This is a genomic window from Streptomyces sp. NPDC002676 (genome assembly GCF_053592455.1).
This window is the reverse complement of record NZ_JBSFVT010000006.1, coordinates 296,891-322,578: the sequence shown is the minus strand read 5'-3', so window position 1 is coordinate 322,578 and position 25,688 is coordinate 296,891. Positions and strand designations below refer to the sequence as shown.

Below are 25,688 nucleotides of genomic sequence, written 5' to 3'. Positions count from 1 at the left end.
TGTCCCCCGCATCCTACGGCGGCCGTCCACGCAGGTCGTTGTGGGAGGATCGGTGTACCCAGCAGTTCAACGTCGCACCTACGAGGAGCGTTCCCATGTCGTCGAATCCGGTCGCCGAGACCGTCGCCTCGCTGATGCCCCGGGCCAAGGCGGAGCTGACCGAGCTGGTCGCCTTCAAGTCGGTGGCGGACTTCGCGCAGTTCCCGAAGAGCGAGAGTGAGGGCGCCGCGAACTGGGTCGCCGACGCGCTGCGCACCGAGGGCTTCCAGGACGTGGCCCTCCTCGACACCCCCGACGGCACGCAGTCGGTGTACGGCTACCTGCCGGGCCCGGAGGGCGCCAAAACGGTTCTTCTCTACGCGCACTATGACGTGCAGCCGCCGCTGGACGAGGCCGCCTGGACCACCCCGCCGTTCGAGCTGACCGAGCGCGACGGCCGCTGGTACGGCCGTGGGGCCGCCGACTGCAAGGGCGGCGTGATCATGCACCTGGTCGCGCTGCGCGCCCTGAAGGCGAACGGCGGCGTCCCGGTGAACGTCAAGGTGATCGCCGAAGGCTCGGAGGAGCAGGGCACCGGCGGCCTGGAGCGGTACGCCGAGCAGCACCCGGAGCTGCTGGAGGCCGACACCATCGTGATCGGCGACGCGGGCAACTTCCGCGTCGGCCTGCCGACGGTGACCACCACCCTGCGCGGTATGACCCTGGTCCGGGTCCGCATCGACACCCTCGCCGGCAACCTGCACTCCGGCCAGTTCGGCGGCGCCGCCCCGGACGCGCTCGCCGCGCTGATCCGCGTGCTGGACTCGCTGCGCGCCGAGGACGGCTCGACGACGGTCGACGGGCTGGACGCCACGGGGACGTGGGACGGCCTGGAGTACACCGAGGAGCAGTTCCGCGCGGACGCCAAGGTGCTCGACGGCGTGGGGCTCATAGGCGACAGCTCGGTCGCGGACCGCCTCTGGGCCCGCCCGGCCGTCACCGTGCTCGGCATCGACTGCCCGCCGGTGGTCGGCGCCACCCCGTCCGTGCACGCGAACGCCCGCGCGCTGATCAGCCTGCGGGTGCCGCCGGGCGTGGACGCCACGGACGCGACCAAGCTGCTCCAGGCGCACCTCGAGGCGCACACCCCCTGGGGCGCCCGGGTCACCACCGAGCAGGTCGGCCAGGGCCAGGCCTTCCGCGCCGACGCCTCCAGCCCGGCCTACCAGGCGATGGCCGACGCGATGGCGGTGGCCTACCCGGGCGAGACCATGCAGTACGCCGGTGAGGGCGGCTCCATCCCGCTGTGCAACACCCTCGCCGGCCTCTACCCGCAGGCGGAGATCCTGCTCATCGGCCTGAGCGAGCCCGAGGCGCAGATCCACGCGGTCAACGAGAGCGTGTCCCCGGAGGAGCTGGAGCGTCTGTCGGTCGCCGAGGCGCTGTTCCTGCGCAACTACGCGGCGAGCTGAACGCTTCTGCCTCAGGCAGAGGGCCCTCGCCGTGCGGCGGGGGCCCTGCCTACGGTCGGGGCATGGACGTCATCGAACTGCTGCCCCGCCTCCATCTCCTGCGCTTCCCGGTCGGCCAGGCCTATCTCTGGCGCGACGACACGGAGTTGACGCTGATCGACGCGGGCACGCTCGGCGCCGGCCGGGCCATCGCCGCCGCCGTCACCGCGCTCGGCCACGCCCCCGGGGACGTACGGCGGATCGTGCTGACCCATTTCCACGAGGATCACGCGGGCGGGGCGGGCGAGTTCGCCGCGCTGAGCGGGGCCGAGGTGCTGGCGCATGACCTGGACGCCCCGTTCGTCAGGGACGAACGCCCGGGCCCGCCCCCGCTGTTCGAGGAATGGGAGCTGCCGCTTCACGCGCAGGCGGCGCGGCACCTGCCCGTCGGTGAGCCGGTACGGCCGCGGCACGTCACCCCGGTGTCCGACGGTGAGGTGCTCGGCTTCGGCGGTGGCGCCCGGGTGATCCATGTCCCGGGCCACACGGACGGCAGCATCGCGCTCTTCCTGCCCGACGACGGGGTGCTGTTCACGGGCGACACGGTCGCGGCCTCGCCGGTCGACGGAGCGGTGATGCCGGGCGTGTTCAACCTGGACAAGCCGCAACTCCTCTCCTCCCTGCGCCGGTTGGCGGACCTCGAAGCGGAGGTGGCGTGCTTCGGGCACGGCGAGCCGGTGCTGAGCGACGCCCGGGCCGCACTGCGCGAGGTGGCCGCCGTACGCTGATCACGCCTCAGGCGGCCTGCCCGCCCACCGGCACACCGGCCTCCAGATAGAGCGCGGTTCCACGCTCCCGGGCCCGCAGCGCCCAGCGCAGCCGCTCGAACCGGACAGGCGGCAGCATCGCGGCGGCCTCCTGCTCGGTCACGAAACGCCAGTCGCGCAGCTCCGGGCCCGGCAGCAGCACCCTCGCGGCCTCGGCGGAGTCCAGCCGGCCGCCGTCGAAGAGCATCCGCAGGCCGCCGTAGCCGGGGGGCGCGGGCCGCTCCCAGTCCACGACGAGCAGCGGCGGCACCTCCCGCAGCCGTATCCCGGTCTCCTCCGCGACCTCACGCATCCCCGCGCGGGCCGGAGCCTCCCCGCGCTCGACCACACCGCCGGGGAACTCCCAGCCGGGCTTGTAGGTGGGATCCACCAGCAGCACCCGGTCCTGTTCGTCGAAGAGCAGCACCCCGGCGGCGACGGTCTCGGCGGTGGGCTCGGCGGTCTGCACGATGTCGCAGGGCGGCACGGCACCGGAGTCGACGGCCCCGGCGATCCGGACGGCGGTCTCGTACGGGGTGAGGGCGCTGGTGTCGACGACGTGCGCGTCGGCGGTGAGCCAGGAGGCGAGGGCGGCGCGGTAGGGCTCGATGTGGTCGTACGACCACTGGCGCACCCGCAGCTCGCCGTCGGGCAGGTCGGCCGGGACCTCACGCCCGGCTATGCGCTCGCGCAGGATCGTTTCAGCCGGGGCGAGCAGCAGGTGTCGTACCGTGATCCGGCGGGCGGCAAGGCCCCCGAATATCTCGTCGCGGTACTCCTGGCGGAGCAGGGTCATCGGGACCACCAGGGTCCCGCCCAGCTCGGCGAGCATCGCCGCCGCCGTGTCGATCACGAGCCGGCGCCAGATCGGCAGGTCCTGGAAGTCGCTGACCTCGGCGAGGCGTTTGGGCGGGAGCAGGTGTCCGAGCGCTCCGCCGATGACCTCGGGGTCGAAGAACGTGCTGTGCGGGATCAGTTCGATCAGTTCCCGTGCGGTCGTGGTCTTCCCCGCACCGAACGCGCCGTTGATCCAGACGACGGTCACGGACTCCCCCTCTTCTGTTGGCCCCCTGTGGCTTGCCCGCTCCACCCTGCCACGGAAACCACATCCCGTTGAGGGTGCGCACACGGGAGTGCCGATGCCCCTGTGCGGAGGGGCACCGGCACTCGGCGCGTAACGCTCCCGGCCCGGGGCCCTACTCCCCGCCGAGGGCGTCGTGGTCCACGGACAGGCTGTCCTGGCTGACGAGGTGGTCGACCTGGCCGACCGTGTCCGAGACGTCGAGGTCGCCGAGGGGGCCCTGGCCGGCCGCGTGGGACGGGGTGAGGGCGGCCACGACGAAGCCGGTGGCAAGGCTGGCGATGGCGAGCATGCTGCGCTTCTTCATGTGCTGATCAACTGCGGAACCGGCGGGGGGTCACGCAGATCGCCATGCTTCCCAACAACGCACCTCTTCCAACAGAGATGGACATGTTCTAACGTAATCGCGCACCGATGGCGCGTACTTGCACCCATGGGCCCGCCGTCCGCGCGGCCCTGCCGTCTTCCCACCTCTCGCGAGTCGGAGGAACGTCAACCATGCGTCCCCCTCACACCCGCACAACCACCACAAGACGCCGAGGAGCGATCGGCGCGCTCGCTGCCGCACTGCTGTGCGCGGCGGGCCTCACCGCGCCCGCCGTCGCGGCCCCCGCGCACGGTCCCGTCGCCCCGTCCCTGGCCGACGGCCTCGCCCTCACCCCGCCGATGGGCTTCAACAACTGGAACTCCACGCACTGCCGGGCCGACTTCAACGAGGCCATGGTCGAGGGCATCGCCGACCTCTTCGTGTCCAAGGGGCTGAAGGACGCGGGCTATCAGTACGTCAACCTCGACGACTGCTGGGCCCTGCCGAACCGGGACGCCGACGGGAAACTCGTACCCGACCCGGTCCGTTTCCCCGGCGGGATCAAGGCCGTTGCGGACTACGTCCACGCCAAGGGCCTCAAGCTCGGCATCTACACCAGCGCCGGCGTCAAGACCTGCGACGGCGCTGGCTTCCCGGGCGCCCTGGGCCACGAGTACAGCGACGCACAGCAGTTCGCCGACTGGGGCGTGGACTACCTCAAGTACGACAACTGCAACAACCTCGGCGTGGACGCCCAGTCGCGCTACAAGACCATGCGTGACGCACTCAAGGCGACCGGCCGGCCCATCGTCTACAGCATCTGTGAATGGGGCGAGAACAAGCCCTGGCAGTGGGCCTCGGACGTCGGCCATCTGTGGCGCACCACCGGGGACATCAGCGACAACTGGTCCTCGATGCTGTCGATCCTGAAGCAGAACCTCCCGCTCGCGCAGTACGCCGGCCCCGGCCACTGGAACGACCCCGACATGCTGGAGGTCGGCAACGGAGGCATGACGGACACCGAGTACCGCTCCCACTTCTCCCTCTGGTCGGTCATGGCCGCACCACTGCTCATCGGCACCGACCTGCGCAAGGCGTCCCAGGCGACCTTCGGCATCCTCGGCAACAAGGAGGTCATCGGCGTCGACCAGGACCCGCTCGGCAAGCAGGGCACGGTGGTCTCCGACGAGGGCGGGCGCTGGGTGATCGCCAAGGAGATGAAGGACGGCAGTCGCGCCGTCGCCCTGTTCAACGAGTCCGGCACCGCGCAGCGCATCGCCACGACCGCCGGTGCGGTCGGCCTGCCCGACGCCGCCGGGTACACCCTGCGCGACCTGTGGCAGCACCGTACATACAACACCGCGGGCACCATCGCGGCGACAGTCCCCGCCCATGGCACCGTCCTGCTGCGCGTCTCGGCCGACCCGCACTGGGCCGGCTACCCGCCTGCCGCCGAACTCGGCCTGGACGGCCGACCGTTGGTGGAGGCCGGCACCCCGGCCACGCTGACCACCACGGTCACCGACCTCGGCCGCACCGCCGCACGCCGGGTGTCCGTGTCGCTGTCCGGCCCCGACGGGTGGAGCGTGCAGGCCTCCTCGGCGACCACCACCGCTGCCCTGGCGACCGGCGCGACCCTGCGCACCGGCTGGCGCGTGACCGCTCCGGCGGGCACTCCGCCCGGCTCCTACGACCTTACGCTCCAGGCGCGTTACCGCTCGCCCTCCGGCGCACGTGTCACCGCCGCCCTGCCGCTGACCGCGTCCGTGGTGGTGTCGCCGCCCGCCGGGACGTCGTACCTGAGCGACCTGCCCTGGCTGTCGGGGGCGAGCAACGGCTGGGGGCCGGTGGAGCGTGACACCAGCAACGGCGAGAGCGCCGCGGGCGACGGGCGTCCGATCACCCTCGGCGGAGCCGTGTACGGCAAGGGGCTTGGCGTACACGCCGAGAGCGCCGTCGAGTTCTACACCGGCGGCAAGTGCTCGACGGTCACGGCCCGGGTGGGTCTCGACGACGAGACCGGCATCCGGGGTTCCGTCGCCTTCGAGATCCAGGCGGACGGCAGGACGGCCGCCTCGACAGGCGTGCTCACCCACGCGACGCCCGCCCAGGCCGTGTCGGCCGACGTGAGCGGAGCTCAGGTCGTCCGGCTCGTCGTCACCGACGGCGGCGACGGCATCGACTACGACCACGCGGACTGGGCGGACGCGAAGCTCACGTGCTGAGCGGCGGGTCCTGACCGACGTCACCGCGTGATCGTCGGGGGTTCACCACCCTCGACGATCACGCGGTGGCCGTCAGTGGCCTACCACCACGCGGTGCAGCGCGCGGTGTTGTCGCCGTCGGCCTGCACGCAGACGCGGGCCAGTGCCGGGTCGTTGTCCGGGATGTAGGTGGACTCCTGGGTGTTCCACGGGTCGACCCAGATCCGGTTCTGCAGACCGTCGAAGTGGTTGGTGTCACCCTGCGAGGCCCAGTCGATCCAGCCCGAACAGGTTGTGCTGCCACCGCTGTTGTTCACGTAGTTCCGGACCTGCCAGCCCCCGCCGCCCGAGACGTACTGGGTCATCAGGGTGCCCGAGCAGCCGTTGCTCCAGACGGTGTACCGCGCGGTCTCGGCGGAGGCGATCCCGCTGCCGCCCAGCACCAGCGTGGCGACTCCGGCCAGCGTGCCGGCCCCGACGGCCGCCCGGCGCACGATGCTGCCTGCGTTCATGTTCCGTTCCCTCCCTCAATGTGCAGCGTTCGCCGCACATGAGGGATCGTCCGGGGCGGCTCCAACAGCGGGCCAACGGCTCCAACAGCCGGCCAACGGAACGCCAACCGCCGAATGGAGCGTCAACCACCGCTTTTCACACGGCAGTTGGGGCAGCGACGTGCAAGGCCGCCGCAGCCGCGCCCACCAGGCCCGCGTCCGTACCCGTCTGCGCGGGCACGACCGTCAGCCGCTGGACGAAGGACAGGGTCGCGTACTCGGCGAGGGCCTTGCGCAGCGGCGTGAGGAGGATGTCGCCGGCCTTGCCGACGCCCCCGCCGATCACCGCGATGTCGATCTCGACCAGGGTCGCGGTGGCCGCGATCCCGGCGGCCAGCGCCTGGGCGGCCCGCTCGAAGGAGGCCACGGCGACCGGATCGCCCGCGCGCGCGGCGGCGGCCACCGCGGCGGCCGAGGTGTCGCCGTCGGGACCGGGCCGCCAGCCCTGCTCCAGGGCGCGGCGGGCGATGTTGGGACCGCTGGCGATGCGCTCGACGCAGCCGCGCGAGCCGCAGGGACACGGGTCGCCGTCGAGGTCGACGCTGATGTGGCCGATGTGCCCGGCGTTGCCCGTCGGGCCGGGGTGCAGCCGCCCGTTCAGGACCAGGCCGCCGCCGACGCCGGTGGAGACCACCATGCACAGCGCGTTGTCGTGTCCGCGGGCGGCGCCCTGCCAGTGCTCGGCGGCGGTGATCGCCACCCCGTCGCCGATCAGCGAGACCGGCAGCCCTCCGGTGGCCGCACGCACCCGCTCGACCAGCGGGAAGTCGCGCCAGCCCGGCACGTTGACCGGGCTCACGGTGCCCGCCGCGGCATCCACCGGGCCCGCGCTGCCGATCCCGACGGAGCCGGCGTGTCCCCACAGGGGCGATCCGGCGAGTTCGCCGAGCACCTCCTCGACGGCCAGCATGACCGTTTCGCCGTCCTGCCGCGCGGGCGTCGGGCACTGCGCCCGCGCCTGGATCCGTCCGTGGCCGTCCACCAGAGCGCCGGCGATCTTGGTGCCGCCGATGTCCAGGGCCGCCACGAGGTCGGTGTGCATCAGAGTCAGATCTCCCCGTTGAACCGTGAGTACGCGCGAAACAAGAGAACGCCGCAGGCCGGTCGCGGTGGGGGCGCGGGACCGAGACAGCGGTGGACAGTGTCTCCTGCTCCTGACAACGTTGTCCAGGCCCTATGCTCGACGCCACATCCTCATACAAGCCCAGGATCGGCGCACCACCCGGGTCGATTCCGGCCGCCACCACGGACCACAGGACAGGACGCCGCTCGTGCCCGAGACCACCCGCCGCGCAGACCGCCTCCCCGCAAGCCGCTACGGCAACCGTCCGACCATGAAGGACGTGGCCGCCCGGGCCGGGGTGGGCCTGAAGACGGTGTCCCGCGTGGTGAACGGCGAGCCCGGCGTCACCCCGGACACCGAGCGCCGGGTGCAGGAGGCGATCGACGCCCTCGGCTTCCGCCGCAACGACAGCGCACGGGTGCTGCGCAAGGGCCGTACGGCGAGCATCGGGCTTGTCCTCGAGGACCTCGCCGACCCGTTCTACGGCCCCCTCAGCCGCGCCGTGGAGGAGGTGGCCCGCGCCCACGGCGCCCTGCTGATCAACGGCTCCAGCGCCGAGGACCCGGAGCGCGAGCAGGAGCTGGCGCTGGCCCTGTGCGCGCGGCGCGTGGACGGGCTGGTGGTGATCCCGGCCGGGGACGACCACCGCTATCTGGAGCCGGAGATCAGGGCGGGCGTGGCGACCGTGTTCGTGGACCGCCCGGCCGGGAAGATCGACGCCGATGTCGTCCTGTCCGACAACTACGGCGGCGCCCGCGACGGCGTCGCCCACCTGATCGCGCACGGCCACCGCCGGATCGGCTTCATCGGCGACATGCCCCGCATCCACACCGCGGCCGAGCGGCTGCGCGGCTACCGGGCCGCCATGGAGGACGCCGGTATAGCCGTCGAGGAGCGCTGGATGTCCCTCGGGGCGACAAATCCGGAGCGGGTGCGCCGCGCGGCCGAGGAGATGCTCTCCGGCCCGGACCCCGTCACCGCGGTCTTCACGGGCAACAACCGGGTCACGGTCACCGTGATCCGGGTGCTCGCCGAGCAGGCCCGCCATGTCGCCCTCGTCGGCTTCGACGACATCGAGCTGGCCGACCTGCTCCAGCCGGGCGTGACGGTGGTCGCCCAGGACGCCGCGGCCCTCGGCCGTACCGCCGCCGAGCGCCTCTTCCGCCAGCTGGACGGCACCCTCGTCGCGCCGGAGCGCATCGAGCTGCCGACCCGGCTCATCACCCGCGGCTCGGGCGAGCTGCCGCCCGCGGACTGAGCCGCCCGTGACCGACGACGCCGGCCGCACCCTGGTGGAACTCGGCCTCGCCGAGGCCCCCCGCGACCATCCGCTGAGCTACCCGGGCGCCTGGCCCGCCGGCTCCGGGCTGCTGCACGGCGACCGGATGCTGCCGCTGGACCGGCTGGTGTACGACGACCGGGTACCGGTCCTTGCCGTCGGCTCCAACGCCTGCCCCGGCCAACTGCGGCACAAGCTGGACGAGTTCGGGATCGACTCCCCCATTCCCATGGTGCGGGTCCGGCTGACCGGGATCGACGTGGGCGTCTCCGCGCACGTCAGCCGCATGGGCTATGTCTCTGCCTCGCCGGTCAAGTCCCCGCGCGCGTTAGGGGAGTTGTTCCTCATCTGGCTGGACGCGCCGCAACTGGCCGTGATCGACGCCAGCGAGGTGAACTTCTGGCGGGCCTGGCTGCCCGCGCCGGACGTGCGGATCGAGCTGCCGGACGGCTCGGCGCTCCCCGGCGCGTACGCGTACGTCAACCGGCACGGGGTGCTGCACAACGGCGCCGGCGTGCCGCGCCCGCATCCCGGCCAGCACGCATTGCTGTCCGAACTCCTCATGAAATCGGCTCTGTTGAGGCGGCTGTTCGGCGTGACTCCCGAGGAGTTCTGCGCGCGGGCCCGCGCCGATGCCGGGCTGTGCGCTCGGGGCACCCGGCTCTTCGCGGAGCACGCGTGGGTGACGGCGTCGGGTCTGGAGCCGTACGCACATGGCCGGCCGCACACCCCGCCCGGCGCCGGGGGCGGCCGTCGGCGCCCTGGGCCCGGGGCCTGACCGGCGAGGCCCGCGCTCAGTCAGGGGTGGCGGGGCGGGCATGGGCTCAAGGAGCCTTGTTGAAGAGCGCGACGACGCTGCGGTTCTTGTCCATGGTGATCTGGTACTCGGCCGTGGCGTCGGTCTGCTTCACGCCGTCGACCTCCCAGCCCGCGAACACGTAGCCGGCCGCCGGGTGGGCGGTCAGGGTCACCTGCGTGCCGGGGTCGTAGGGGCCGAACTCGCTGACCGTGATGGTGCCGCCGCCTGCCGGGGAGACGGACATCGTGAGGGTGTGCCGGTTGGTCGCCTTCGAGGCGCGGTAGGCGGACACGAGCGGGGTGGCGAGCTGGGCGATGCCGGCGTTGTTGTTCTTCGCGTCACCGAGGGCCTTGCCGTCGGTCGTCGTGTTGACGGTGTTGGAGTACTGGTTGATGACCTTGCAGCTGGGCAGGCAGGGCGTGTTGTAGGCCATCAGCGTGTGGTACTTGTTGTCGGACGTGATCCAGCCGAAGTTGGTGTCGTTCGGGCCCGGCGGCGTCTCCCCGTTGTTCGCCACGGTCTTCCGGTCGTGCCGCATGCCCAGGTTGTGGCCGATCTCGTGGCCCAGGTTGTCCCAGTCCTTCACCGACAGGACGCTCGTGACCGAGTAGGCGCTCTCGCTGGTACCCGAGGTCACGGGAATCGGCAGATCGGCCGAGCCGGAGCTGTTCTGGATGGGGATGGAGGCGAGCAGGGCCACCAGGTCGGCGCCGTAGTCGTCCCGGAAGGCGTGGGCGGGGGCGCCGAGCGTCAGGTCGGCTCTTTTGTTGAGCTTGTCGAGCACGGTGCCGGCGTCCTCGTCGGCAACCCCGGACGGGGACGTCTGGTACGAGTGGACGACGTGCACGCTGGCCGGCACATGACTGGTGGCGAAAGCCTTGTTGAGCTGGCTCACTCCGTAGCGGATCCGGGCCTGCACCTCCGGCACCCCGCCGAGCTCGGTGACGGCCGCGGGGGTGTAGGGGACGAGGACGTCGATCGCGACCGGGTTGTTGTTGTCGGCCCTGGGCGTCTTCTCCGCGTGCCCGGGACGGCCGGCTCGCTCGGGCAGGGTCACGGTGTCGCCGGGCTCCCCGCTCGGCGGCAGCTTCAGCGTGTCGATCTCCTGCAGGCGGTACTCGCCCGGGCGCTTGGGCAGGGGGGTGAACACGTAGTCCCTGGTGCCGACCTCGATGATGCCGTCGAGGGTGACGTGGCCGCCGCCGCGCGTGCAGGCTCCGATGATGGACAGGGACACCGTGTCCTCGGGCTTCTTCGGGTCGTGCCCGTCCCAGTAGACGGTGCCGTCCGCGTCCTTGTGGTAGTAGTCCCGCACCGCGGTGATGCCTCGGGTGTGGGGGAAGAGCCGGAACGTACGGTGCTCCGGTACGCCTTCCTGCTGCGTACGGCACAGGGATGCGAACTCCTTGGCGTCGGCGCGCAGTACGGCGGTGCGCACCACCCAGGGCTCGTCCGAGCCGCCGCCTGGGTGCGGCGTGGCCGTGGCCAGGGGAAGGGGGGCGAGAAGAGCGGTCGCCGCGGTACAGGCGACGAGCAGGGAACGGCGCATCGGGGACGTCAGCCTTTCTGTGGGGGGAATGTGCCCCATGATCAGCGCCTGATCGCGTCGTGCCGTCGAGCGCGGGGTCGCGGGAGCGATGTCGCCCGGAGGTTCATCCAGTCAGCCGCCTGCGGCCCCGGCCGGCACCGGACGCCACCGAAGTGGCCGCTGCCCGGACGCACAGCCGCCCCCGTCGCCCTCCTCCGCGGGCGCCGGGGGCGGCTCGTCCCGTCGTCGGACGCCGCTACTTCGCCGAGGCCGTCAGGTCGCCGCGCCGGGGTGCCGCGAAGCCCTCCAGGTCGGCGCGGGTCAGGCCGGAGAGCCGGGCGACCTCGGCGATGTCGAGGGCGCCGCAGTCCAGGCCGCGCAGCAGGTAGCCGCTGAGCGCCTTGGCGGTGGCGGGCTCGTCCATGACGTCGCCGCCCGCGCGGTTGGCGTAGCGGGCGAGGCGGCCGGCGGCCTGCTCGAAGCCCTCGCGGTAGAAGGCGAAGACGGCGGCGTAGCGGGTCGGGATGTGGCCGGGGTGCATGTCCCAGCCCTGGTAGTAGGCGCGGGCCAGGGCTCGGCGGGTGAGGCCGTAGTGCAGCCGCCAGGCGGCGTGGACCTTCTCGGTCGGGCCGACCGGCAGGACGTTGGTGGAGCCGTCCGAGACGCGGACGCCGGTGCCCGCGGCGGCGACCTGCATGACCGCCTTGGCGTGGTCGGCGGCGGGGTGGTCGCTGGCCTGGTAGGCGGCGGAGACGCCGAGGCAGGCGCTGTAGTCGAAGGTGCCGTAGTGCAGCCCGGTGGCGCGGCCCTCGGCGGCCTGGATCATCCGGGCGACGGCGGCGGTGCCGTCGGTGGCGAGGATCGACTGGCTGGTCTCGATCTGGATCTCGAAGCCGAGCCGGCCGGCGTCGAGCCCGTGGGCCTTCTCGAAGGCGTCCAGGAGCCGCACGAAGGCGCTCACCTGCTCGGGGTACGTCACCTTCGGCAGGGTCAGCACCAGCCCCTCGGGCAGGCCGCCGGCCTCCATCAGGCCGGTGAGGAAGACGTCCAGGGTGCGGATGCCCCGGTCGCGGACCGCGGCCTCCATGCACTTCATGCGGATGCCCATGTACGGGGCCGCCGTGCCGTTCTCGTAGGCCTCGGCGATCAGGCGGGCCGCGCGGGCCGCCGCCGCGTCCTCCTCGGCGTCGGGGCGGGGGCCGTAGCCGTCCTCGAAGTCGACGCGCAGGTCTTCGACCGGCTCGCGCTCCAGCTTGGCGCGCACCCGGGAGTACACGGGCTCGGCGAGGTCGTCGGACAGGCCGAGGACGGCCGCGAAGGAGGCGGCGTCCGGGGCGTGTTCGTCGAGGGACGCGAGGGCCTGGTCGCCCCAGGAGCGGATGGTGTCGGCGGCGAAGACGTCCCCGGGTACGTACACGGTGTGGACGGGCTGCCTGGTGCCGGGGTCGCCGGGGTAGCGGCGCTCCAGTTCCGCGTCGACCGGCGTGAGGGAGGCGCTGATCTCCTCGCTCACGGCGCCCGCGAGGCTTGTCGCCACCTTCTCCTGCTGACCCATCCCACACCCTCCAATTTTCCACTGTGCGGAATCAACAATCCGTAGAATGAAGTTATCCGGGGTGGTTCCCGCAGGTCAACACCCACCGGGATGCCATCAGAATGCACCGAGGCCCCCATGACCGCGTCGGTCACGGGGGCCTCGTACGCCATGGAGGGGCGTGGAGGGGGTCAGCCCTTGCGGGCGTTGATCTCCTCGGTCAGCTGCGGGACGACGTCGAACAGGTCGCCGACGATGCCGTAATCGACCAGCTCGAAGATCGGGGCCTCGGGGTCCTTGTTGACGGCCACGATGGTCTTCGAGGTCTGCATACCGGCGCGGTGCTGGATGGCGCCGGAGATGCCGTTGGCGACGTACAGCTGCGGCGAGACCGACTTACCGGTCTGGCCGACCTGGTTGGTGTGCGGGTACCAGCCCGCGTCCACCGCGGCACGCGAGGCGCCGACGGCCGCACCGAGGGAGTCGGCGAGGGCCTCGATGATCGCGAAGTTCTCGGCACCGTTGACGCCACGGCCACCGGAGACCACGATCGCGGCCTCGGTCAGCTCCGGGCGGCCGGTCGACTCACGCGGCGTGCGGGCGGTGACCTTGGTGCCGGTCGCCTTGTCGGAGAAGGTCACGGCGAGAGCCTCGACCGCACCGGCGGCCGGGGCGGCCTCGACGGCGGCCGAGTTCGGCTTGACCGTGATGACCGGGGTGCCCTTGATGACACGGGACTTGGTGGTGAAGGACGCGGCGAACACCGACTGGGTGGCCACCGGGCCCTCGTCGCCGGCCTCGAGGTCGACGGCGTCGGTGATGATGCCCGAGCCGATGCGCAGCGCCAGACGGGCGGCGATCTCCTTACCCTCGGCGGAGGACGGGACCAGCACGGCGGCCGGGGAGACGGCCTCGACGGCGGCCTGGAGGGCGTCGACCTTCGGGACGACCAGGTAGTCGGCGTACTCGGACGCCTCGTGGGTGAGGACCTTGACCGCGCCGTGCTCGGCGAGGGTCGCGGCGGTGTCGGCGGCGCCGTTGCCCAGCGCGACGGCGACCGGCTCGCCGAGGCGGCGGGCCAGGGTCAGCAGCTCCAGGGTGGGCTTGCGGACGGCACCGTCCACGTGGTCGACGTAGACGAGGACTTCAGCCATGGGATTGCTCTCCTGCGTAACGAAGTTGAGGGGCGGTCAGCGGGGGCGAGCCCTTAGATGAACTTCTGGCTCGCGAGGAACTCAGCGAGCTGCTTGCCGCCCTCGCCCTCGTCCTTGACGATGGTGCCGGCCGTGCGGGCCGGACGCGGGGCCGCGTCCTCGACCTTGGTGAGCGCGCCGTCCAGACCGACCTCTTCGGCGTCGATCTCCAGGTCCTCCAGGTCCCAGGACTCCACCGGCTTCTTCTTGGCCGCCATGATGCCCTTGAAGGACGGGTAACGGGCCTCGCCCGACTGGTCGGTCACGGAGACCACGGCGGGGAGCTGCGCCTCGAGCTGCTCGCTCGCGGCGTCGCCGTCGCGGCGGCCCTTGACCGTGCCGTCCTCGACGGAGACCTCGGACAGCAGGGTGACCTGCGGGACACCGAGACGCTCGGCGACCAGCGCGGGGACCACACCGGCGGTACCGTCGGTGGAGGCCATGCCGGAGACGACCAGGTCGAAACCGGCCTTCTCGATGGCCTTGGCCAGCACCAGCGAGGTGCCGATGACGTCCGTGCCGTGCAGGTCGTCGTCCTCGACGTGAATGGCCTTGTCGGCGCCCATGGACAGCGCCTTGCGCAGCGCGTCCTTCGCGTCCTCCGGGCCGACCGTCAGGACGGTGACCTCGACGTCGTCGTCCGAGTTCTCGGCGATCTGCAGCGCCTGCTCGACCGCGTACTCATCCAGCTCGGAGAGGAGACCGTCCACGTCGTCACGGTCGACGGTCAGGTCATCGGCGAAGTGCCGGTCGCCAGTGGCGTCGGGCACGTACTTCACAGTGACAACGATCCTCAAGCTCACGCCGGCTCTCCTACTGCATCGTCATTTCCTGGCTGCCTCTTGCAGGCAGCATAGGCGCCTGAAGCGGCCGATCCCGATCTGGGGCGTCCGCGCGCTCCGACCGAAATATTACTCGTCAGTACACCCAGTTCATGCCCGCTAAGCAAGCGCTTTGAACTGTGACCTTCGCAACGCAGCGTAACCGGAACTCGACGGCTTCGCAGAGGCGAGCGGGCGTGATCAATCCCGCAGGCCGTTGAAGCGGCCCTGGTGATAGAGGAGGGGGCGGCCGGCGCCCGTCGGGTCGCCGAGGACCAGTTCGGCGAGCACGATCCGGTGGTCACCGGCCGGGACGCGGCCGACGATCCGGCAGACCAGCCAGGCCAGTACGTCTTCCAGGACGGGTACGCCTTCCGGGCCCTCGTGCCAGGCGGTGGGCGCGCCGAAGCGGTCGGCGCCGCTGCGGGCGAAGGTGGCGGCCAGCTCGCTCTGGTGCTCGCCGAGTACGTGGATGCCGACGTGCTCCGTCTCGGCGATCGCGGGCCAGCTGGAGGCGCTCGTGCTGATGCCGAAGGAGAGGAGCGGGGGCTCGACGGAGACCGAGGTCAGGGAGGTGGCGGTGAAGCCGACCGGACCCCGGTCGCCGCGCGCGGTGATCACCGCGACCCCGGCGGCGTGCCGGCGGAAGGCGGAGCGCAAGAGGTCGGGCGAGGCGAGCTGGTAGGCGCCGAGGGCGGGCGTGGCCGTCACGGGGGTGTCCTTCTGCGGGGGGCGGTGAGCGGGGTCGGAGGGGGTCAGCACCCAGGACACCGCGCGCTCGCGGTGCGGACCAGGTCGACGTGGACCCGCCCGAAGAGAAGGAGTTCGATCGGCATTGGGTCAGGCTGGCGAAAGATGGTGGGTGCAGTCAAGGTCGTTCAGGGGACCGGGAGATACCTCACGGCCTCCTGAGACTCCCTCACACCGCCTCCCCGAGCGCCGCGATGACGTCGGCCTTGCGTGGCTGTCCGGTGGCGCGGCGCACCACCCGGCCGACCGCGTCGAGAACCAGCACGGTGGGCGTCTTCAGGATCTCCAGCTCGCGTACGAGGTCGAGGTGGGCCTCGGCGTCGATCTCGACGTGCGCGACGCCGGGGACCATTCCGGCCACCTCGCCGAGGATGCGCCGGGTGGCCCGGCAGGGGGTGCAGAAGGCGCTGGAGAACTGCACGAGGGTGGCCCGCTCACCCAGTTCACCGCCCAGCTCGGCCGCCCCGAACCGCCTGTCGTCGTCGTGCCCGCGCACCCGCACTCTCCCGCTCCGCTCCATGTCCGGCGCTACTCCCTGTGCAGCACTCCGGTTTCATCACAACACTCCGGTTCATCACAAGGATTCACGAGACTGAAATGATTCCGCGCGCCGTAAAGACGGCCTAAAGATCACTGGCGCAATTTAGGCCGACGTGACGAGGATCTCGCCGCCGCGAGGCACCAGGACTGGCCACCTGTCCATTCTTCGGGCACGATCTGCGAGACGCCGTAAACCTACGGCTGCGTAACTTTCCCGCCGGGAGCCCCTTTCCCGAGCAGAGCAGAAAGGGTTCGTCCCGCCCATGGCAGAACTGGTCTACCGTCCCGTCGTCGCTTTCACCAAGACGATGTTCAAGGTCTGGGACCTGAAGATCGACTGCCAGGGGTCGCAGAACATCCCGCGCTCGGGCGGCGCCGTCCTGGTGAGCAATCACATCAGCTACCTGGACTTCATCTTCGACGGCCTGGCGGCCCTCCCGCAGAAGCGTCTGGTGCGCTTCATGGCGAAGGAGTCCGTCTTCCGGCACAAGGTGTCCGGGCCGCTGATGCGCGGCATGAAGCACATCCCGGTGGACCGCAATCAGGGCGAGGCGGCCTACGCCCACGCGCTGGACTCGCTGCGCTCCGGCGAGGTCGTCGGGGTGTTCCCGGAGGCCACGATCTCGCAGTCGTTCACCCTGAAGAGCTTCAAGTCGGGCGCGGCCCGCCTGGCCCAGGAAGCGGGCGTGCCGCTCATCCCGATGGCGGTGTGGGGCACGCAGCGGCTGTGGACCAAGGGGCACCCTCGCAACTTCAAGCGCAGCCACCTGCCGATCACCATCCGCGTGGGCGAGCCGGTCGAGGCCCCGCGCGACCAGTACGCCGGCGCGATCACCCGCCGGCTGCGCGAGCGCGTCCAGGAGCTCCTGGAGGCGGCCCAGCGCGCCTACCCCGGTCTCCCCAAGGGCCCGGAGGACTTCTGGTGGCTGCCCTCCCACCTGGGTGGCACGGCGCCGACGGTGGAGCAGCTGCGCGCGGCCGAGGCGCACTGACACCCCGCGGCCCGGCACCCCGCAACCGGCCGGCGCGCACCGGCCGGTAGGGTTCGCGTTCGTAACGGGAGAGCGGCACGGCTCTCCGGGGACGCGTGCGGCTACGGGGGCGGAGCGATGCGGCGCTGGATGAAGGTGACGGTTGCGGTGCTGGCCGTCCTGGCTCTGGGCGGCTGGTTCGCCGCTCCGTACGTCAAGGACTGGTGGCTGGTGCGCACGGCCTGCGACGGGGTGCTGCCCTCCGGTCCGGTGCGTCAACTCGCAAAGGGCGGCGGTCACTTCACGAAGGCGGAGACGACGTCCCACCGCGAACTCGGCGACTACGGCTGCAGCCTGCGCTTCGAGGGCCACGGGGACTACACGCTGGTGGTGCGGATGGCCGCCTACACCCGGCGGGACGATCAGGACAGCGAGTTCCTGTTCGACTTCCCGGAGAAGGGATTTTCCCGGCTGCGGGCGCTGCCACGAGGCCTGCCCGGGTTCCAGGACAGTTTCGGCGACCTCCATTTCCTGTTGCGTTGCCCGGACCTGGGCAAGGACGCCGAGGGCCGGCCGCGCAGGCTGCTGGTGGACACCGTCCTCGGCGACGCCACCGCGCGCACCACGCACGCCGCGTACGAAACCGTCGTCCCGCTGGTCAACTCCGCCTCGGACCACCTCGGTTGCGGCGCGCAGCCGCTGACGGTGCCGACGGGCGACAGCGCACCGACGGGCCCCGAGGACGAACCGCAGGCGGTCCCGGTCACCGAGGCCGCCGGCACCGCCTGCGGCTGGGTGGCCCGCGCGGGACTGCCCCAGGCCTCCGCGTGGAGCGTGGAGGTGCTGATGAACGACGCGGCACCGGCCGGGCGTTGCGATCTCACGAGCGGCGACGCCAACTCCGGGGACGAGAAGAGCATGTTGTTCGCCGCCTGGTACGGCGACTGGAGCAACCGCCTGGTCTCGCAATCCGGCGTGCTCCGCAGCCTGACCGCGAGCGCCCGATGCGACGGCGAGGCCGCCAACTTCGCCGTCGACGCCGGAGACAACGAGAAGGTCCCGGCCGCCGAGCGGCGGGAGAAGCGCCGGCTGCTGCAGGCCTTCGCCGAGGACCAGGTGCGGCGGCGCGGCTGCTCCGGGCTGCGGCTGAACGGCTGACCGGGTCCGTCAGAACACCCCGTACCGGAGGCCGTTCACGTACGCGTCGTCGAGCCACTGGTGCAGGGCCGCCACCCGCTCGGCCGGAACGCCGCGGGCCTCGGCCCAGGCGTCCAGCACGGTGAAGAGCTGCCGGCGCCCGTCCATCGGATCCCCGCGCAGCGCTCCGCTCACCGGCCGGGCGGCGATGCCACTCATGGGCGGGCGGCTGGTCAGCTGCCGGGGCGCCGCCGGGTAGGCGCCCCGGGTGTGGCTGCGAACGGTCGCGTCGAAGGAGCCGAGGTCGGAAATGCCGCCGTCGCGGGCGCCGTTCGCCCTGACGCCCATGAGCGCGCCGATGTGGCGGACGATGTCGTCGAGGTCTTCGTCCGGCCCCATGGTGGCCTTGTCCTCTTTCCACTTCTTGTCGGCGTGGAAGTCCGGGTCGCCGCCCTGACGGGTCAGCCGCTCCAGGTAGTAGGCGAAGTAGGCCCGCTCCGCGTCGTAGAGGGTCGCGAACGCCTCGGGGTCCTCGGCCAGGTGCTGGAAGAGCAGCCCCGTTTCGAGCTGCAGCGTGCGGGAGTAGGTGAAGCCGAAGTCCGGGTGCGCGTCGCCGGGGGCGAGGAAACGGCCGAAGCTGGACTCCCCCGACGAGTCCGGGGCGGCCAACGAGCCGGGGACCGCAGGGGTGTTCGCATTGTCCTCGGGCACGATGAAGCGATTGGTGTCGACGACGTACCCGGCGAACATGCGGGCCAGTCCCGGCGCCGCACCGGACGGCACATGGCCCTCGTCGTACACCACGGCGACGAGGTAGACCGCGCGCGCCTGCGCCAGGGTGTGGGGCCTGCCCGGGGCTGTCGCCCGGGTGGCGGCGTCCACCACCTGACCGAGCACCCGGCCGCCGTCGCCGCACAGCTCGCCGGTCGGCAGGAGTGCGCGCGCCGCGTCGAGGCGGGACATGTCGTCGCCGGGGTCGAGGGCGCGGGTGGCCGCCGCCGGGTTTGGTGCCAACGCCCGTGTGGCGGCGGGGAGTTCCTTGCAGGAGTCGTCGCCGGTGAGCGCGAGCGGCACCGCGACGGCACCGGCGACGAGGGCCAGCCCCACGGCTGAGGCGAGAAGCCGGTGCCGCCGAAGCCAGGTGAGCCGGCCACCGGGCCCACCGGGCTCGGCTCCTTCTTGGCCGCCGGCTTCGGCACCGGCGTCGTTCTGGTCGGCGCGGTCGTCGTCCCGGCCGGTGTCCTGCGCGCGGGCGTCCTGCCCGGCGGTCCCGTCTTCCGCTGCTCCCCCGTTGCTCATGGCCGGGAAGATTAGCGAGTGCGACGGAGCGACGGCCAGGCGGGGTGCCCCGAGTTGAGCGTCAGAGGGAGTCGGGCAGCGTCCTCGACAGGTGCGGCCGGTCCGGGGCCGCCTTGAGCGCGCCGAGGACGACCGGGTGCGGCTCGGCGTACAGGTCCGGGTAGTCCAGCTCACCGGACACCGGGTCGGGGATCCAGGCCAGCCGCTCGCCGTCCAGGGAGAACTGGGCGTCGATGCCGGGCTTGTTGCCGCGCACGTCCTGCCGGTGCCAGGCTCCGTTGAAGCGCACGGCGACCAGCCCGTGGACGGCGTGACTGCCGCCGTCGTCGTCGTTCGTGAGGCGCTGGTAGCACAGGGCGGTCGGGATGTCCTCGGCTCGCAGCAGGGCGGCCAGGGCGTGGGCCTTGGCGTAACAGATGCCGGTGCCCAGGCTCAGTACGTCCGAGGCCCGCCAGGTGACACGGAGGTCACCGGAGTCCTGGGAGTGCGGGATGGTGTCGCGCACGAATTCATAGGCCGCGCGCGCATACCCATACGAGTCGACGGCGTCCTTGGCCAAGCGGGCGGCCGTCTCCCGGACGACGGGATGATGGTGGTCGATGACCTCGTCGGCAGCCAAGTATGCCGAAAGGTCTGCGGTTTTCTGGATCGGCTCCATGTCCGCAGAGCATAGGAATGCGATCACCCGACGGTCAATGACTTTTCAGATGACCGCATACCTATGCATCAGCTGGGGTCAGCGCGCCATCTCCTCCTTGAGCGCCGCCACGAACGCGTCGACGTCCTCCTCCGTGGTGTCGAAGGAGCACATCCAGCGCACCACTCCGGCGGCCTCGTCCCAGAAGTAGAACCGGAACCGCTGCTGCAGCCGTTCGCTCACGTCGTTCGGAAGCTTGGCGAAGACGCCGTTGGCCTGTACCGGGTAGAGGATCTCCACCCCGTGCACGGCCCGCACGCCCTCGGCCAGCCGCTGGGCCATCTCGTTGGCGTGCCGGGCGTTGCGCAGCCACAGGTCCCTGGCGAGCAGGGCCTCCAACTGCACCGACACGAAGCGCATCTTGGAGGCGAGCTGCATCGACAGCTTCCGCAGGTGCTTCATCCGCCCTACGGCGTCCGGGTTGAGGACGACGACCGCCTCACCGAACAGGGCGCCGTTCTTCGTCCCGCCCAGGGAGAGGATGTCGACGCCGACCGCGTTGGTGAACGTCCGCATGGGCACGTTCAGGGAGGCGGCGGCGTTGGATATCCGCGAGCCGTCCAGGTGCACCTTCATGCCGTGCGCGTGGGCGTGCTCGACGATCGCCCGGATCTCGTCCGGCGTGTAGAGCGTGCCCAGCTCCGTGCTCTGGGTGATCGAGACGACCTGCGGCATGGCGCGGTGCTCGTCCTCCCAGCCCCAGGCCTGCCGGTCGATCAGCTCGGGCGTGAGCTTGCCGTCGGGCGTGGGCACGGTGAGCAGCTTCAGACCGCCCATGCGCTCGGGAGCGCCGCCCTCGTCGACGTTGATGTGCGCGCTCTCGGCGCAGATCACCGCGCCCCAGCGGTCGGTGACCGCCTGGAGCGCGACGACGTTCGCGCCGGTGCCGTTGAAGACCGGGAAGGCCTCCGCGGTGGCCCCGAAGTGGCTGCGGATGATCCGCTGGAGGTTCTCGGTGTAGTCGTCCTCGCCGTACGCCACCTGATGGCCGCCGTTGGCCAGGGCCAGGGCGGCCATCACCTCCGGATGCGCCCCGGCGTAGTTGTCACTGGCGAAACCGCGGACCTGCGGGTCGTGGTGACGACGCGCGTCGGTCTTGGGAGGGTTCACGGCTTCTCGGTCAGCCACAGACGGTTTCCGTTCACTTCGGCGGCGGACTTGCTCCACACGCCCTCGATGGCCTCGGCCAGGTCCTTGACGTCCGTGAAGCCCGCGAACTTCGCGTTGGGGCGTTCGGCGCGCATCGCGTCGTGCACCAGCGCCTTCACCACCAGGACGGCAGCCGCCGCGCGGGGGCCCTCCTCGCCGCCCGCCTTGCGGAAGCCGTCCGCCATCGCGAGCGTCCAGGCCTCGGCCGCGGCCTTGGCGGCGGAGTACGCCGCGTTGCCCGCGGTGGGCTTGGAGGCGCCGGCCGCGCTGATCAGCAGGTAGCGACCGCGGTCGCTGCGCTCCAGGGCGTCGTAGAACGCCAGGGAGGTGTGCTGGACGGTGCGGATGAGCAGCTTCTCCAGCAGCTCCCAGTCGGCGAGGTCGGTCTCGGCGAAGGTCGCGCTGCCGCGCCAGCCGCCGACGAGATGGACCACGCCGTCGACGCGGCCGTACTCCTTCTCGACACGCTCGGCCCAGGCACGGGTCGAGTCGAGGTCGAGCAGGTCGACCGTCTCACCCGTGACCGTGGCACCGCCGCGCGCGTAGCGGGCCGCGTCCACGGCCTCCGCCAGACGCTCGGGGTTGTTGTCCGAGCCGACGACCGTCGCACCCGCCTCGGCGAGCCGGATGAGTGCAGCACGCCCCGCGGGTCCGCCCGCTCCGGCGACCGCGATCACCGCGCCGCTGAGAGGCCCATTGTTGCCCGTGGCCCCGTTCCCCATGATCTTCCCCTTCGAAGCCGTGTTGTGGACGCGGTCGCTCACGCGGCGAGCCGCTCGGCGCTGTCAGCCGTGATGCCCTTGGTGGAGGCGATCACATTCTTCAGCTTCTTGGACAGGGCCTCAAAGAACATGCTCAGCGGAAACTCGTCCGGAAGCACGTCGTCCACGAGCTTGCGCGGCGGCTGGGTCAGGTCCAGGGCGTCGGGACCCTTGGCCCACTTGGAGCCGGGGTGCGGGGCGAGGTAGGTGGAGACGAGCTCGTAGCCCGCGAACCAGTGCACGAGCTTGGGGCGGTCGATGCCGTCCCGGTACAGCTTCTCGATCTCGGCGCACAGCTGGTTGGTGACCTGCGGGGCGCGCTCCCAGTCGATGGAGAGCTTGTTGTCGGTCCAGCGGATGACGTCGTGCTTGTGCAGGTAGGCGAAGAGCAGCTGGCCGCCGACGCCGTCGTAGTTGCGGTTGCGGTCGCCGGTGAGCGGGAAGCGGAACATGCGGTCGAAGAGCACCGCGTACTGCACGTCACGGGCCTGCGGGACGCCGTCCGCCTGAAGCTTCACGGCCTCCTTGAAGGCGGTGAGGTCACAGCGCAGCTCCTCCAGGCCGTACATCCAGAACGGCTGGCGCTGCTTGATCATGAACGGGTCGAACGGCAGATCGCCGTGGCTGTGGGTGCGGTCGTGGACCATGTCCCACAGGACGAAGGCCTCTTCGCAGCGCTTCTGGTCGTGGACCATCGCGGCGATGTCCTCGGGCAGCTCAAGGCCCAGGATGTCGACGGCGGCGTCGGTCACCCGGCGGAAGCGGGCGGCCTCGCGGTCGCAGAAGATGCCACCCCAGGAGAATCGTTCCGGCGCCTCGCGCACGGCGATGGTCTCCGGGAACAGGACGGCGGAGTTGGTGTCGTACCCGGCCGTGAAGTCCTCGAAGGTGATGCCGCAGAACAGCGGGTTGTCGTAACGGGTGCGCTCCAGCTCGGCCAGCCACTCCGGCCAGACCATGCGCAGCACGACCGCCTCAAAGTTGCGGTCGAGGTTGCCGTTCTGCGTGTACATCGGGAAGACGACCAGGTGCTGCAGGCCGTCCTGGCGGTTCGCGGCGGGCTGGAAGGCCAGCAGCGAGTCGAGGAAGTCCGGCACCTGGAAGCCGCCCTCGGCCCAGCGGCCCAGGTCCTTCACCAGAGCCTCGTGGTAGGCGACGTCGTGCGGGAGCAGCGGGGAGAGCTGCTCGACCGCGTCCGCGACACGGCGTACGGCGGCCTCGGCGTCGGCCTTGGCCGGGGCGCCCTCGGCGTCGAAGTCGATCGACCCGTCCTTGGACTGCCATGGCCGGATCTGCTCCACGGCATCCTTGAGCACCGGCCAGGCCGGGTGCTCGACCACCCTGGTCGAGGAAGGAATCTGACCCTCCGTAGCCGCCTGCACAAGAATTTCCGTCATATCCCATCCTCCACGGGAGAACCTCGCGTAAGGACACCGTATGCATAGCGCCTTTCAGCCAGCAAGAGGGGGACCGGGAAATTATTCTGTCCGCTGCCTCGGTCACCGCTGTTTTTCCTGCGCCAAACCGTGACGGCGGTCACTTTCGTCGCCGAGGCGGGCCTACAGTGGGCGCGAGACGGGCCTGTGTGCCCGGAAGCGGGCACCGATCGGATCCAGCCAGACTCAGGCCGGTCAACCCGCGGAGGACGCGCCCACGCCCGGGTGACATGCGAGAGCGGGTCCAGGCCAGGTTTCGCCGACGGCGCGCCGCGATCCCCCGCGCACGTGCGGGTTCATCGCCGGACCCGGCGGTTAGGCTGCGAGCTTGCCGCGTGGACGGCGACGTCGTCCGGTCCGCGCGTCGCCGAGCCGCCGTCGACGGAAGCGAGTCGAACCTTGAACTTCCTTACCATCGGTCATCGCGGGGTCATGGGTGTCGAGCCCGAGAACACCCTCCGTTCCTTCGTCGCCGCGCAGCAGGCCGGCCTCGATGTCATCGAACTCGATCTGCACCTCAGCAAGGACGGCGCCCTGGTCGTCATGCACGACGCGGAAGTGGACCGCACGACCGACGGCACCGGTCCGATCGCCGAGAAGACCCTGGCCGAGCTGCGCGCCCTGGACGCGGGCCGCGGGGAGCGCGTGCCGGTGTTCGAAGAAGTGCTGGACGCCGTGAAGACGCCGCTGCAGGCCGAGATCAAGGACGTGGCGGCAGCCCGGGCGCTGGCCGAGGTCATGCGGCGCCGGGACCTCGTCTCACGCGTCGAGGTGCTGTCGTTCCACGATGCGGCGATCGCCGAGATCGCCCAGCTGGTGCCGGGGGTGCGCACCGCTCTGGTCGCCGGCCGCTACGGCACGGATGTCGTGGAGCGCGCGCGGGCGGTGGGCGCCGCGACCCTCGTGCTCGACATCCGCCGGCTGACCCTGGAGATCGTGGAGCACGCGCGCCGGGCGGACCTGAGGGTCATCGGCTGGGTGGTCAACACACAGGACGACCTGCGGCTGGTCCGCGCCCTCCAGCTGGACGGCGCGACGACCGACTACCCGGAGATCAAGCGCACGGCCCGCTTCACCGCGTGACCCGGCACCCGGTGTCCCGCATGAGCGTCACACCAGCGGCTTGACCAGCGGCTTGACCAGCAGCTCGAACCGCAGGTCGGCACGGCGCGGGATGCCGAAGCGCTCGTCGCCGTACGGGAACGGCGTCATCCGTCCCGTACGGCGGTAGCCGCGGCGCTCGTACCAGGCGATCAGGTCGTCGCGGACCGAGATCACCGTCATGTGCATCTCGGTGGCGCCCCAGGCCTCGCGGGCGTGCCGCTCGGCCTCCGCGATCACGGTCTTGCCGAGCCCGGCGCCCTGAAGGGTGGGGCTGACCGCGAACATGCCGAAGTAGGCGTGGTCGCCGCGGTGTTCGAGCTGGCAGCAGGCGACGATCCGGCCGTCGCGCTCGACGGTCAGCAGCCTGCTGTCCGGCGACTTGATCACCTCCAGCACGCCCTCGGGGTCGGTGCGCTGCCCCTCCAGGATGTCCGCCTCCGTGGTCCACCCGGCCCGGCTGGCGTCCCCTCGGTACGCCGACTCGACCAGGGCCACCAGGGCGTCGACATCGGCGTCGGTGGCGTCACGGAAGCTGAGTCCGGCGGCGGTCTCCATGGGCGGTCTCCGATTCTCGGGCGTGGCTGAGCCAGGGTCGAGGGTATCCCTGCCGCTAGGCTCCGCCGCCATGGTGCACGTACTCAGCAGCCGGACCCTCCTCACCCCCACCGACCCCGAACGGTCCCGGGCCTTCTACGGCGAGCAGCTGGGCCTGTCCGTCTACCGTGAGTTCGGCACGGGTCCTGAGCGCGGGACCGTGTACTTCCTCGGTGGGGGCTTCCTGGAGGTCTCGGGACGGGGACGCGCCGGGGCCCCGCCCCCGCCCGCCGTACGGCTGTGGATGCAGGTCGAGGACGTGGCCGCCGCCCACGACGAACTGCGCGGCAACGGCGTGCCGATCGTACGGCCGCCGGTGCGGGAGCCGTGGGGCCTGGTCGAGATGTGGATCGAGGACCCGGACGGACTCAGAATTGTTGTCGTCGAGGTACCTCAAGATCACCCCATCCGCTACCGCCCGGGTGTCTGACGGCCTGCGGAAACACGCGCCGCAGAAAACTGCTCAGGCGCCTTCCTCCGCGGCGGGCTGTGTCGCGCAGTCGGTAGTGGACTATCAGGGCGCAGAATCGATATACGCAGGCCTCCGCATCACCAGCCCCTCAGGCGGGGAGGTACACAGATGCCACAGACGACGCGTATCAGGCCCTACTTCGAACTTCGCATCGGCGGCTTCCGCGTCACTTCTAATCGGAT

At 71.3% G+C, this 25,688-nt stretch carries 26 protein-coding genes; 9 read left to right on the top strand and 17 right to left on the bottom strand.

Annotated elements, in window-relative coordinates; genetic code table 11:
* Nucleotides 1–95: 95 nt before the first annotated feature.
* Entirely contained in the window at nucleotides 96–1,451 is a 1,356-nt protein-coding gene (locus tag ACWD3E_RS19910; protein WP_451388868.1) for a M20/M25/M40 family metallo-hydrolase, read from the top strand.
* A gap of 62 nt (nucleotides 1,452–1,513) precedes the next feature.
* Nucleotides 1,514–2,218, top strand: coding sequence for an MBL fold metallo-hydrolase (locus tag ACWD3E_RS19905; protein ID WP_451388867.1), 705 nt, complete (start codon nucleotides 1,514–1,516; stop codon nucleotides 2,216–2,218).
* 7 nt (nucleotides 2,219–2,225) lie between these two features.
* Here ACWD3E_RS19905 and ACWD3E_RS19900 read toward each other — a convergent pair whose 3' ends face one another.
* Together ACWD3E_RS19900 and ACWD3E_RS19895 are read right to left on the bottom strand one after the other, a co-directional pair.
* A complete protein-coding gene (locus ACWD3E_RS19900) occupies nucleotides 2,226–3,281 on the bottom strand; it encodes an NUDIX hydrolase (RefSeq protein WP_451388866.1) in 1,056 nt (351 codons plus the stop codon).
* Nucleotides 3,282–3,432: 151 nt separating this feature from the next.
* On the bottom strand, nucleotides 3,433–3,624 hold the full coding sequence (locus ACWD3E_RS19895) for a hypothetical protein (RefSeq protein ID WP_451388865.1): 192 nt from the start codon (nucleotides 3,622–3,624) through the stop codon (nucleotides 3,433–3,435).
* A gap of 191 nt (nucleotides 3,625–3,815) precedes the next feature.
* Here ACWD3E_RS19895 and ACWD3E_RS19890 point away from each other — a divergent pair, with 191 nt between their 5' ends.
* Nucleotides 3,816–5,849 carry an NPCBM/NEW2 domain-containing protein gene (locus ACWD3E_RS19890; RefSeq protein WP_451388864.1) on the top strand — a complete coding sequence of 678 codons (2,034 nt, stop codon included), beginning with the start codon at nucleotides 3,816–3,818 and terminating at the stop codon, nucleotides 5,847–5,849.
* Between the two features lie 80 nt (nucleotides 5,850–5,929).
* On the opposite strand, the gene ACWD3E_RS19885 is transcribed toward ACWD3E_RS19890, so the two are convergent.
* Together ACWD3E_RS19885 and ACWD3E_RS19880 are read right to left on the bottom strand one after the other, a co-directional pair.
* On the bottom strand, nucleotides 5,930–6,340 hold the full coding sequence (locus ACWD3E_RS19885) for a hypothetical protein (protein WP_451388863.1): 411 nt from the start codon (nucleotides 6,338–6,340) through the stop codon (nucleotides 5,930–5,932).
* A gap of 136 nt (nucleotides 6,341–6,476) precedes the next feature.
* A complete protein-coding gene (locus ACWD3E_RS19880) occupies nucleotides 6,477–7,421 on the bottom strand; it encodes an ROK family protein (protein ID WP_451388862.1) in 945 nt (314 codons plus the stop codon).
* A 229-nt stretch (nucleotides 7,422–7,650) separates the two neighbouring features.
* On the opposite strand from ACWD3E_RS19880, the gene ACWD3E_RS19875 reads away from it, so the two are divergent.
* Both ACWD3E_RS19875 and ACWD3E_RS19870 read left to right on the top strand, forming a co-directional pair.
* Nucleotides 7,651–8,700, top strand: coding sequence for a LacI family DNA-binding transcriptional regulator (locus tag ACWD3E_RS19875; RefSeq protein WP_451388861.1), 1,050 nt, complete (start codon nucleotides 7,651–7,653; stop codon nucleotides 8,698–8,700).
* A gap of 7 nt (nucleotides 8,701–8,707) precedes the next feature.
* Nucleotides 8,708–9,499 (top strand): hypothetical protein, encoded by a 792-nt coding sequence (locus tag ACWD3E_RS19870; protein WP_451388860.1) that lies wholly within the window; start codon nucleotides 8,708–8,710, stop codon nucleotides 9,497–9,499.
* Nucleotides 9,500–9,545: 46 nt separating this feature from the next.
* Here the strand turns inward: ACWD3E_RS19870 and ACWD3E_RS19865 are convergent, their stop codons facing one another.
* The 7 genes from ACWD3E_RS19865 to ACWD3E_RS19835 form a co-directional block, all read right to left on the bottom strand.
* Nucleotides 9,546–11,069, bottom strand: a complete 1,524-nt coding sequence (locus ACWD3E_RS19865; protein WP_451388859.1) for an InlB B-repeat-containing protein — start codon at nucleotides 11,067–11,069, stop codon at nucleotides 9,546–9,548.
* Nucleotides 11,070–11,304: 235 nt separating this feature from the next.
* A complete protein-coding gene (locus ACWD3E_RS19860; RefSeq protein ID WP_451388858.1) occupies nucleotides 11,305–12,603 on the bottom strand; it encodes a DUF6986 family protein in 1,299 nt (432 codons plus the stop codon).
* A gap of 170 nt (nucleotides 12,604–12,773) precedes the next feature.
* Entirely contained in the window at nucleotides 12,774–13,736 is a 963-nt protein-coding gene (locus ACWD3E_RS19855; RefSeq protein WP_451388857.1) for an electron transfer flavoprotein subunit alpha/FixB family protein, read from the bottom strand.
* Between the two features lie 53 nt (nucleotides 13,737–13,789).
* Nucleotides 13,790–14,578, bottom strand: a complete 789-nt coding sequence (locus ACWD3E_RS19850; RefSeq protein WP_451353488.1) for an electron transfer flavoprotein subunit beta/FixA family protein — start codon at nucleotides 14,576–14,578, stop codon at nucleotides 13,790–13,792.
* Nucleotides 14,579–14,797: 219 nt separating this feature from the next.
* Entirely contained in the window at nucleotides 14,798–15,307 is a 510-nt protein-coding gene (locus ACWD3E_RS19845; protein ID WP_451388856.1) for a flavin reductase family protein, read from the bottom strand.
* Between the two features lie 44 nt (nucleotides 15,308–15,351).
* The gene (locus ACWD3E_RS19840; protein ID WP_451353558.1) at nucleotides 15,352–15,432 is read right to left on the bottom strand and encodes a putative leader peptide; all 81 of its coding nucleotides are present in this window, start codon (nucleotides 15,430–15,432) and stop codon (nucleotides 15,352–15,354) included.
* A gap of 83 nt (nucleotides 15,433–15,515) precedes the next feature.
* On the bottom strand, nucleotides 15,516–15,866 hold the full coding sequence (locus ACWD3E_RS19835; RefSeq protein WP_451388855.1) for a thioredoxin family protein: 351 nt from the start codon (nucleotides 15,864–15,866) through the stop codon (nucleotides 15,516–15,518).
* A 283-nt stretch (nucleotides 15,867–16,149) separates the two neighbouring features.
* Here ACWD3E_RS19835 and ACWD3E_RS19830 point away from each other — a divergent pair, with 283 nt between their 5' ends.
* On the top strand, nucleotides 16,150–16,878 hold the full coding sequence (locus ACWD3E_RS19830) for a lysophospholipid acyltransferase family protein (RefSeq protein ID WP_451388854.1): 729 nt from the start codon (nucleotides 16,150–16,152) through the stop codon (nucleotides 16,876–16,878).
* 117 nt (nucleotides 16,879–16,995) lie between these two features.
* Nucleotides 16,996–18,015 carry a hypothetical protein gene (locus tag ACWD3E_RS19825; protein ID WP_451388853.1) on the top strand — a complete coding sequence of 340 codons (1,020 nt, stop codon included), beginning with the start codon at nucleotides 16,996–16,998 and terminating at the stop codon, nucleotides 18,013–18,015.
* A gap of 9 nt (nucleotides 18,016–18,024) precedes the next feature.
* Here ACWD3E_RS19825 and ACWD3E_RS19820 read toward each other — a convergent pair whose 3' ends face one another.
* The 5 genes from ACWD3E_RS19820 to ACWD3E_RS19800 all read right to left on the bottom strand — a co-directional run bounded on the left by ACWD3E_RS19820 (nucleotide 18,025) and on the right by ACWD3E_RS19800 (nucleotide 23,297).
* Nucleotides 18,025–19,293: a hypothetical protein gene (locus ACWD3E_RS19820; RefSeq protein ID WP_451388852.1), complete on the bottom strand. Its 1,269-nt coding sequence runs from the start codon at nucleotides 19,291–19,293 to the stop codon at nucleotides 18,025–18,027.
* Nucleotides 19,294–19,354: 61 nt separating this feature from the next.
* The gene (locus tag ACWD3E_RS19815) at nucleotides 19,355–19,951 is read right to left on the bottom strand and encodes a transglutaminase domain-containing protein (RefSeq protein WP_451388851.1); all 597 of its coding nucleotides are present in this window, start codon (nucleotides 19,949–19,951) and stop codon (nucleotides 19,355–19,357) included.
* A gap of 78 nt (nucleotides 19,952–20,029) precedes the next feature.
* Nucleotides 20,030–21,100, bottom strand: a complete 1,071-nt coding sequence (locus ACWD3E_RS19810; protein ID WP_451388850.1) for a threonine aldolase family protein — start codon at nucleotides 21,098–21,100, stop codon at nucleotides 20,030–20,032.
* Nucleotides 21,097–21,861, bottom strand: a complete 765-nt coding sequence (locus tag ACWD3E_RS19805; RefSeq protein WP_451388849.1) for an SDR family NAD(P)-dependent oxidoreductase — start codon at nucleotides 21,859–21,861, stop codon at nucleotides 21,097–21,099. The genes ACWD3E_RS19810 and ACWD3E_RS19805 overlap by 4 nt, the downstream gene beginning before the upstream one ends.
* A gap of 38 nt (nucleotides 21,862–21,899) precedes the next feature.
* Complete coding sequence (locus ACWD3E_RS19800) at nucleotides 21,900–23,297, bottom strand: DUF6421 family protein (RefSeq protein ID WP_451388848.1); 1,398 nt, start codon at nucleotides 23,295–23,297, stop codon at nucleotides 21,900–21,902.
* 438 nt (nucleotides 23,298–23,735) lie between these two features.
* Here ACWD3E_RS19800 and ACWD3E_RS19795 point away from each other — a divergent pair, with 438 nt between their 5' ends.
* The gene (locus ACWD3E_RS19795) at nucleotides 23,736–24,419 is read left to right on the top strand and encodes a glycerophosphodiester phosphodiesterase (protein WP_451388847.1); all 684 of its coding nucleotides are present in this window, start codon (nucleotides 23,736–23,738) and stop codon (nucleotides 24,417–24,419) included.
* Between the two features lie 27 nt (nucleotides 24,420–24,446).
* On the opposite strand, the gene ACWD3E_RS19790 is transcribed toward ACWD3E_RS19795, so the two are convergent.
* Complete coding sequence (locus ACWD3E_RS19790) at nucleotides 24,447–24,995, bottom strand: GNAT family N-acetyltransferase (RefSeq protein WP_451388846.1); 549 nt, start codon at nucleotides 24,993–24,995, stop codon at nucleotides 24,447–24,449.
* 70 nt (nucleotides 24,996–25,065) lie between these two features.
* Between ACWD3E_RS19790 and ACWD3E_RS19785 the strand changes: the two genes are divergently transcribed.
* The gene (locus tag ACWD3E_RS19785) at nucleotides 25,066–25,464 is read left to right on the top strand and encodes a VOC family protein (protein ID WP_451388845.1); all 399 of its coding nucleotides are present in this window, start codon (nucleotides 25,066–25,068) and stop codon (nucleotides 25,462–25,464) included.
* The last annotated feature ends 224 nt before the right edge of the window (nucleotides 25,465–25,688 follow it).

Bases quoted from the DNA above. Each gene is read 5' to 3' on its own strand.
- ACWD3E_RS19815 (WP_451388851.1), bottom strand. From the start codon at position 19,951: ATGGAGCCGATCCAGAAAACCGCAGACCTTTCGGCATACTTGGCTGCC.
- ACWD3E_RS19885 (WP_451388863.1), bottom strand. From the start codon at position 6,340: ATGAACGCAGGCAGCATCGTGCGCCGGGCGGCCGTCGGGGCCGGCACG.
- ACWD3E_RS19840 (WP_451353558.1), bottom strand. From the start codon at position 15,432: ATGCCGATCGAACTCCTTCTCTTCGGGCGGGTCCACGTCGACCTGGTC.
- ACWD3E_RS19830 (WP_451388854.1), top strand. From the start codon at position 16,150: ATGGCAGAACTGGTCTACCGTCCCGTCGTCGCTTTCACCAAGACGATG.
- ACWD3E_RS19880 (WP_451388862.1), bottom strand. From the start codon at position 7,421: ATGCACACCGACCTCGTGGCGGCCCTGGACATCGGCGGCACCAAGATC.
- ACWD3E_RS19790 (WP_451388846.1), bottom strand. From the start codon at position 24,995: ATGGAGACCGCCGCCGGACTCAGCTTCCGTGACGCCACCGACGCCGAT.
- ACWD3E_RS19785 (WP_451388845.1), top strand. From the start codon at position 25,066: ATGGTGCACGTACTCAGCAGCCGGACCCTCCTCACCCCCACCGACCCC.
- ACWD3E_RS19895 (WP_451388865.1), bottom strand. From the start codon at position 3,624: ATGAAGAAGCGCAGCATGCTCGCCATCGCCAGCCTTGCCACCGGCTTC.
- ACWD3E_RS19890 (WP_451388864.1), top strand. From the start codon at position 3,816: ATGCGTCCCCCTCACACCCGCACAACCACCACAAGACGCCGAGGAGCG.
- ACWD3E_RS19800 (WP_451388848.1), bottom strand. From the start codon at position 23,297: ATGACGGAAATTCTTGTGCAGGCGGCTACGGAGGGTCAGATTCCTTCC.
- ACWD3E_RS19835 (WP_451388855.1), bottom strand. From the start codon at position 15,866: ATGGAGCGGAGCGGGAGAGTGCGGGTGCGCGGGCACGACGACGACAGG.
- ACWD3E_RS19820 (WP_451388852.1), bottom strand. From the start codon at position 19,293: ATGAGCAACGGGGGAGCAGCGGAAGACGGGACCGCCGGGCAGGACGCC.
- ACWD3E_RS19805 (WP_451388849.1), bottom strand. From the start codon at position 21,861: ATGGGGAACGGGGCCACGGGCAACAATGGGCCTCTCAGCGGCGCGGTG.
- ACWD3E_RS19825 (WP_451388853.1), top strand. From the start codon at position 16,996: ATGCGGCGCTGGATGAAGGTGACGGTTGCGGTGCTGGCCGTCCTGGCT.
- ACWD3E_RS19865 (WP_451388859.1), bottom strand. From the start codon at position 11,069: ATGCGCCGTTCCCTGCTCGTCGCCTGTACCGCGGCGACCGCTCTTCTC.
- ACWD3E_RS19905 (WP_451388867.1), top strand. From the start codon at position 1,514: ATGGACGTCATCGAACTGCTGCCCCGCCTCCATCTCCTGCGCTTCCCG.
- ACWD3E_RS19855 (WP_451388857.1), bottom strand. From the start codon at position 13,736: ATGGCTGAAGTCCTCGTCTACGTCGACCACGTGGACGGTGCCGTCCGC.
- ACWD3E_RS19910 (WP_451388868.1), top strand. From the start codon at position 96: ATGTCGTCGAATCCGGTCGCCGAGACCGTCGCCTCGCTGATGCCCCGG.
- ACWD3E_RS19860 (WP_451388858.1), bottom strand. From the start codon at position 12,603: ATGGGTCAGCAGGAGAAGGTGGCGACAAGCCTCGCGGGCGCCGTGAGC.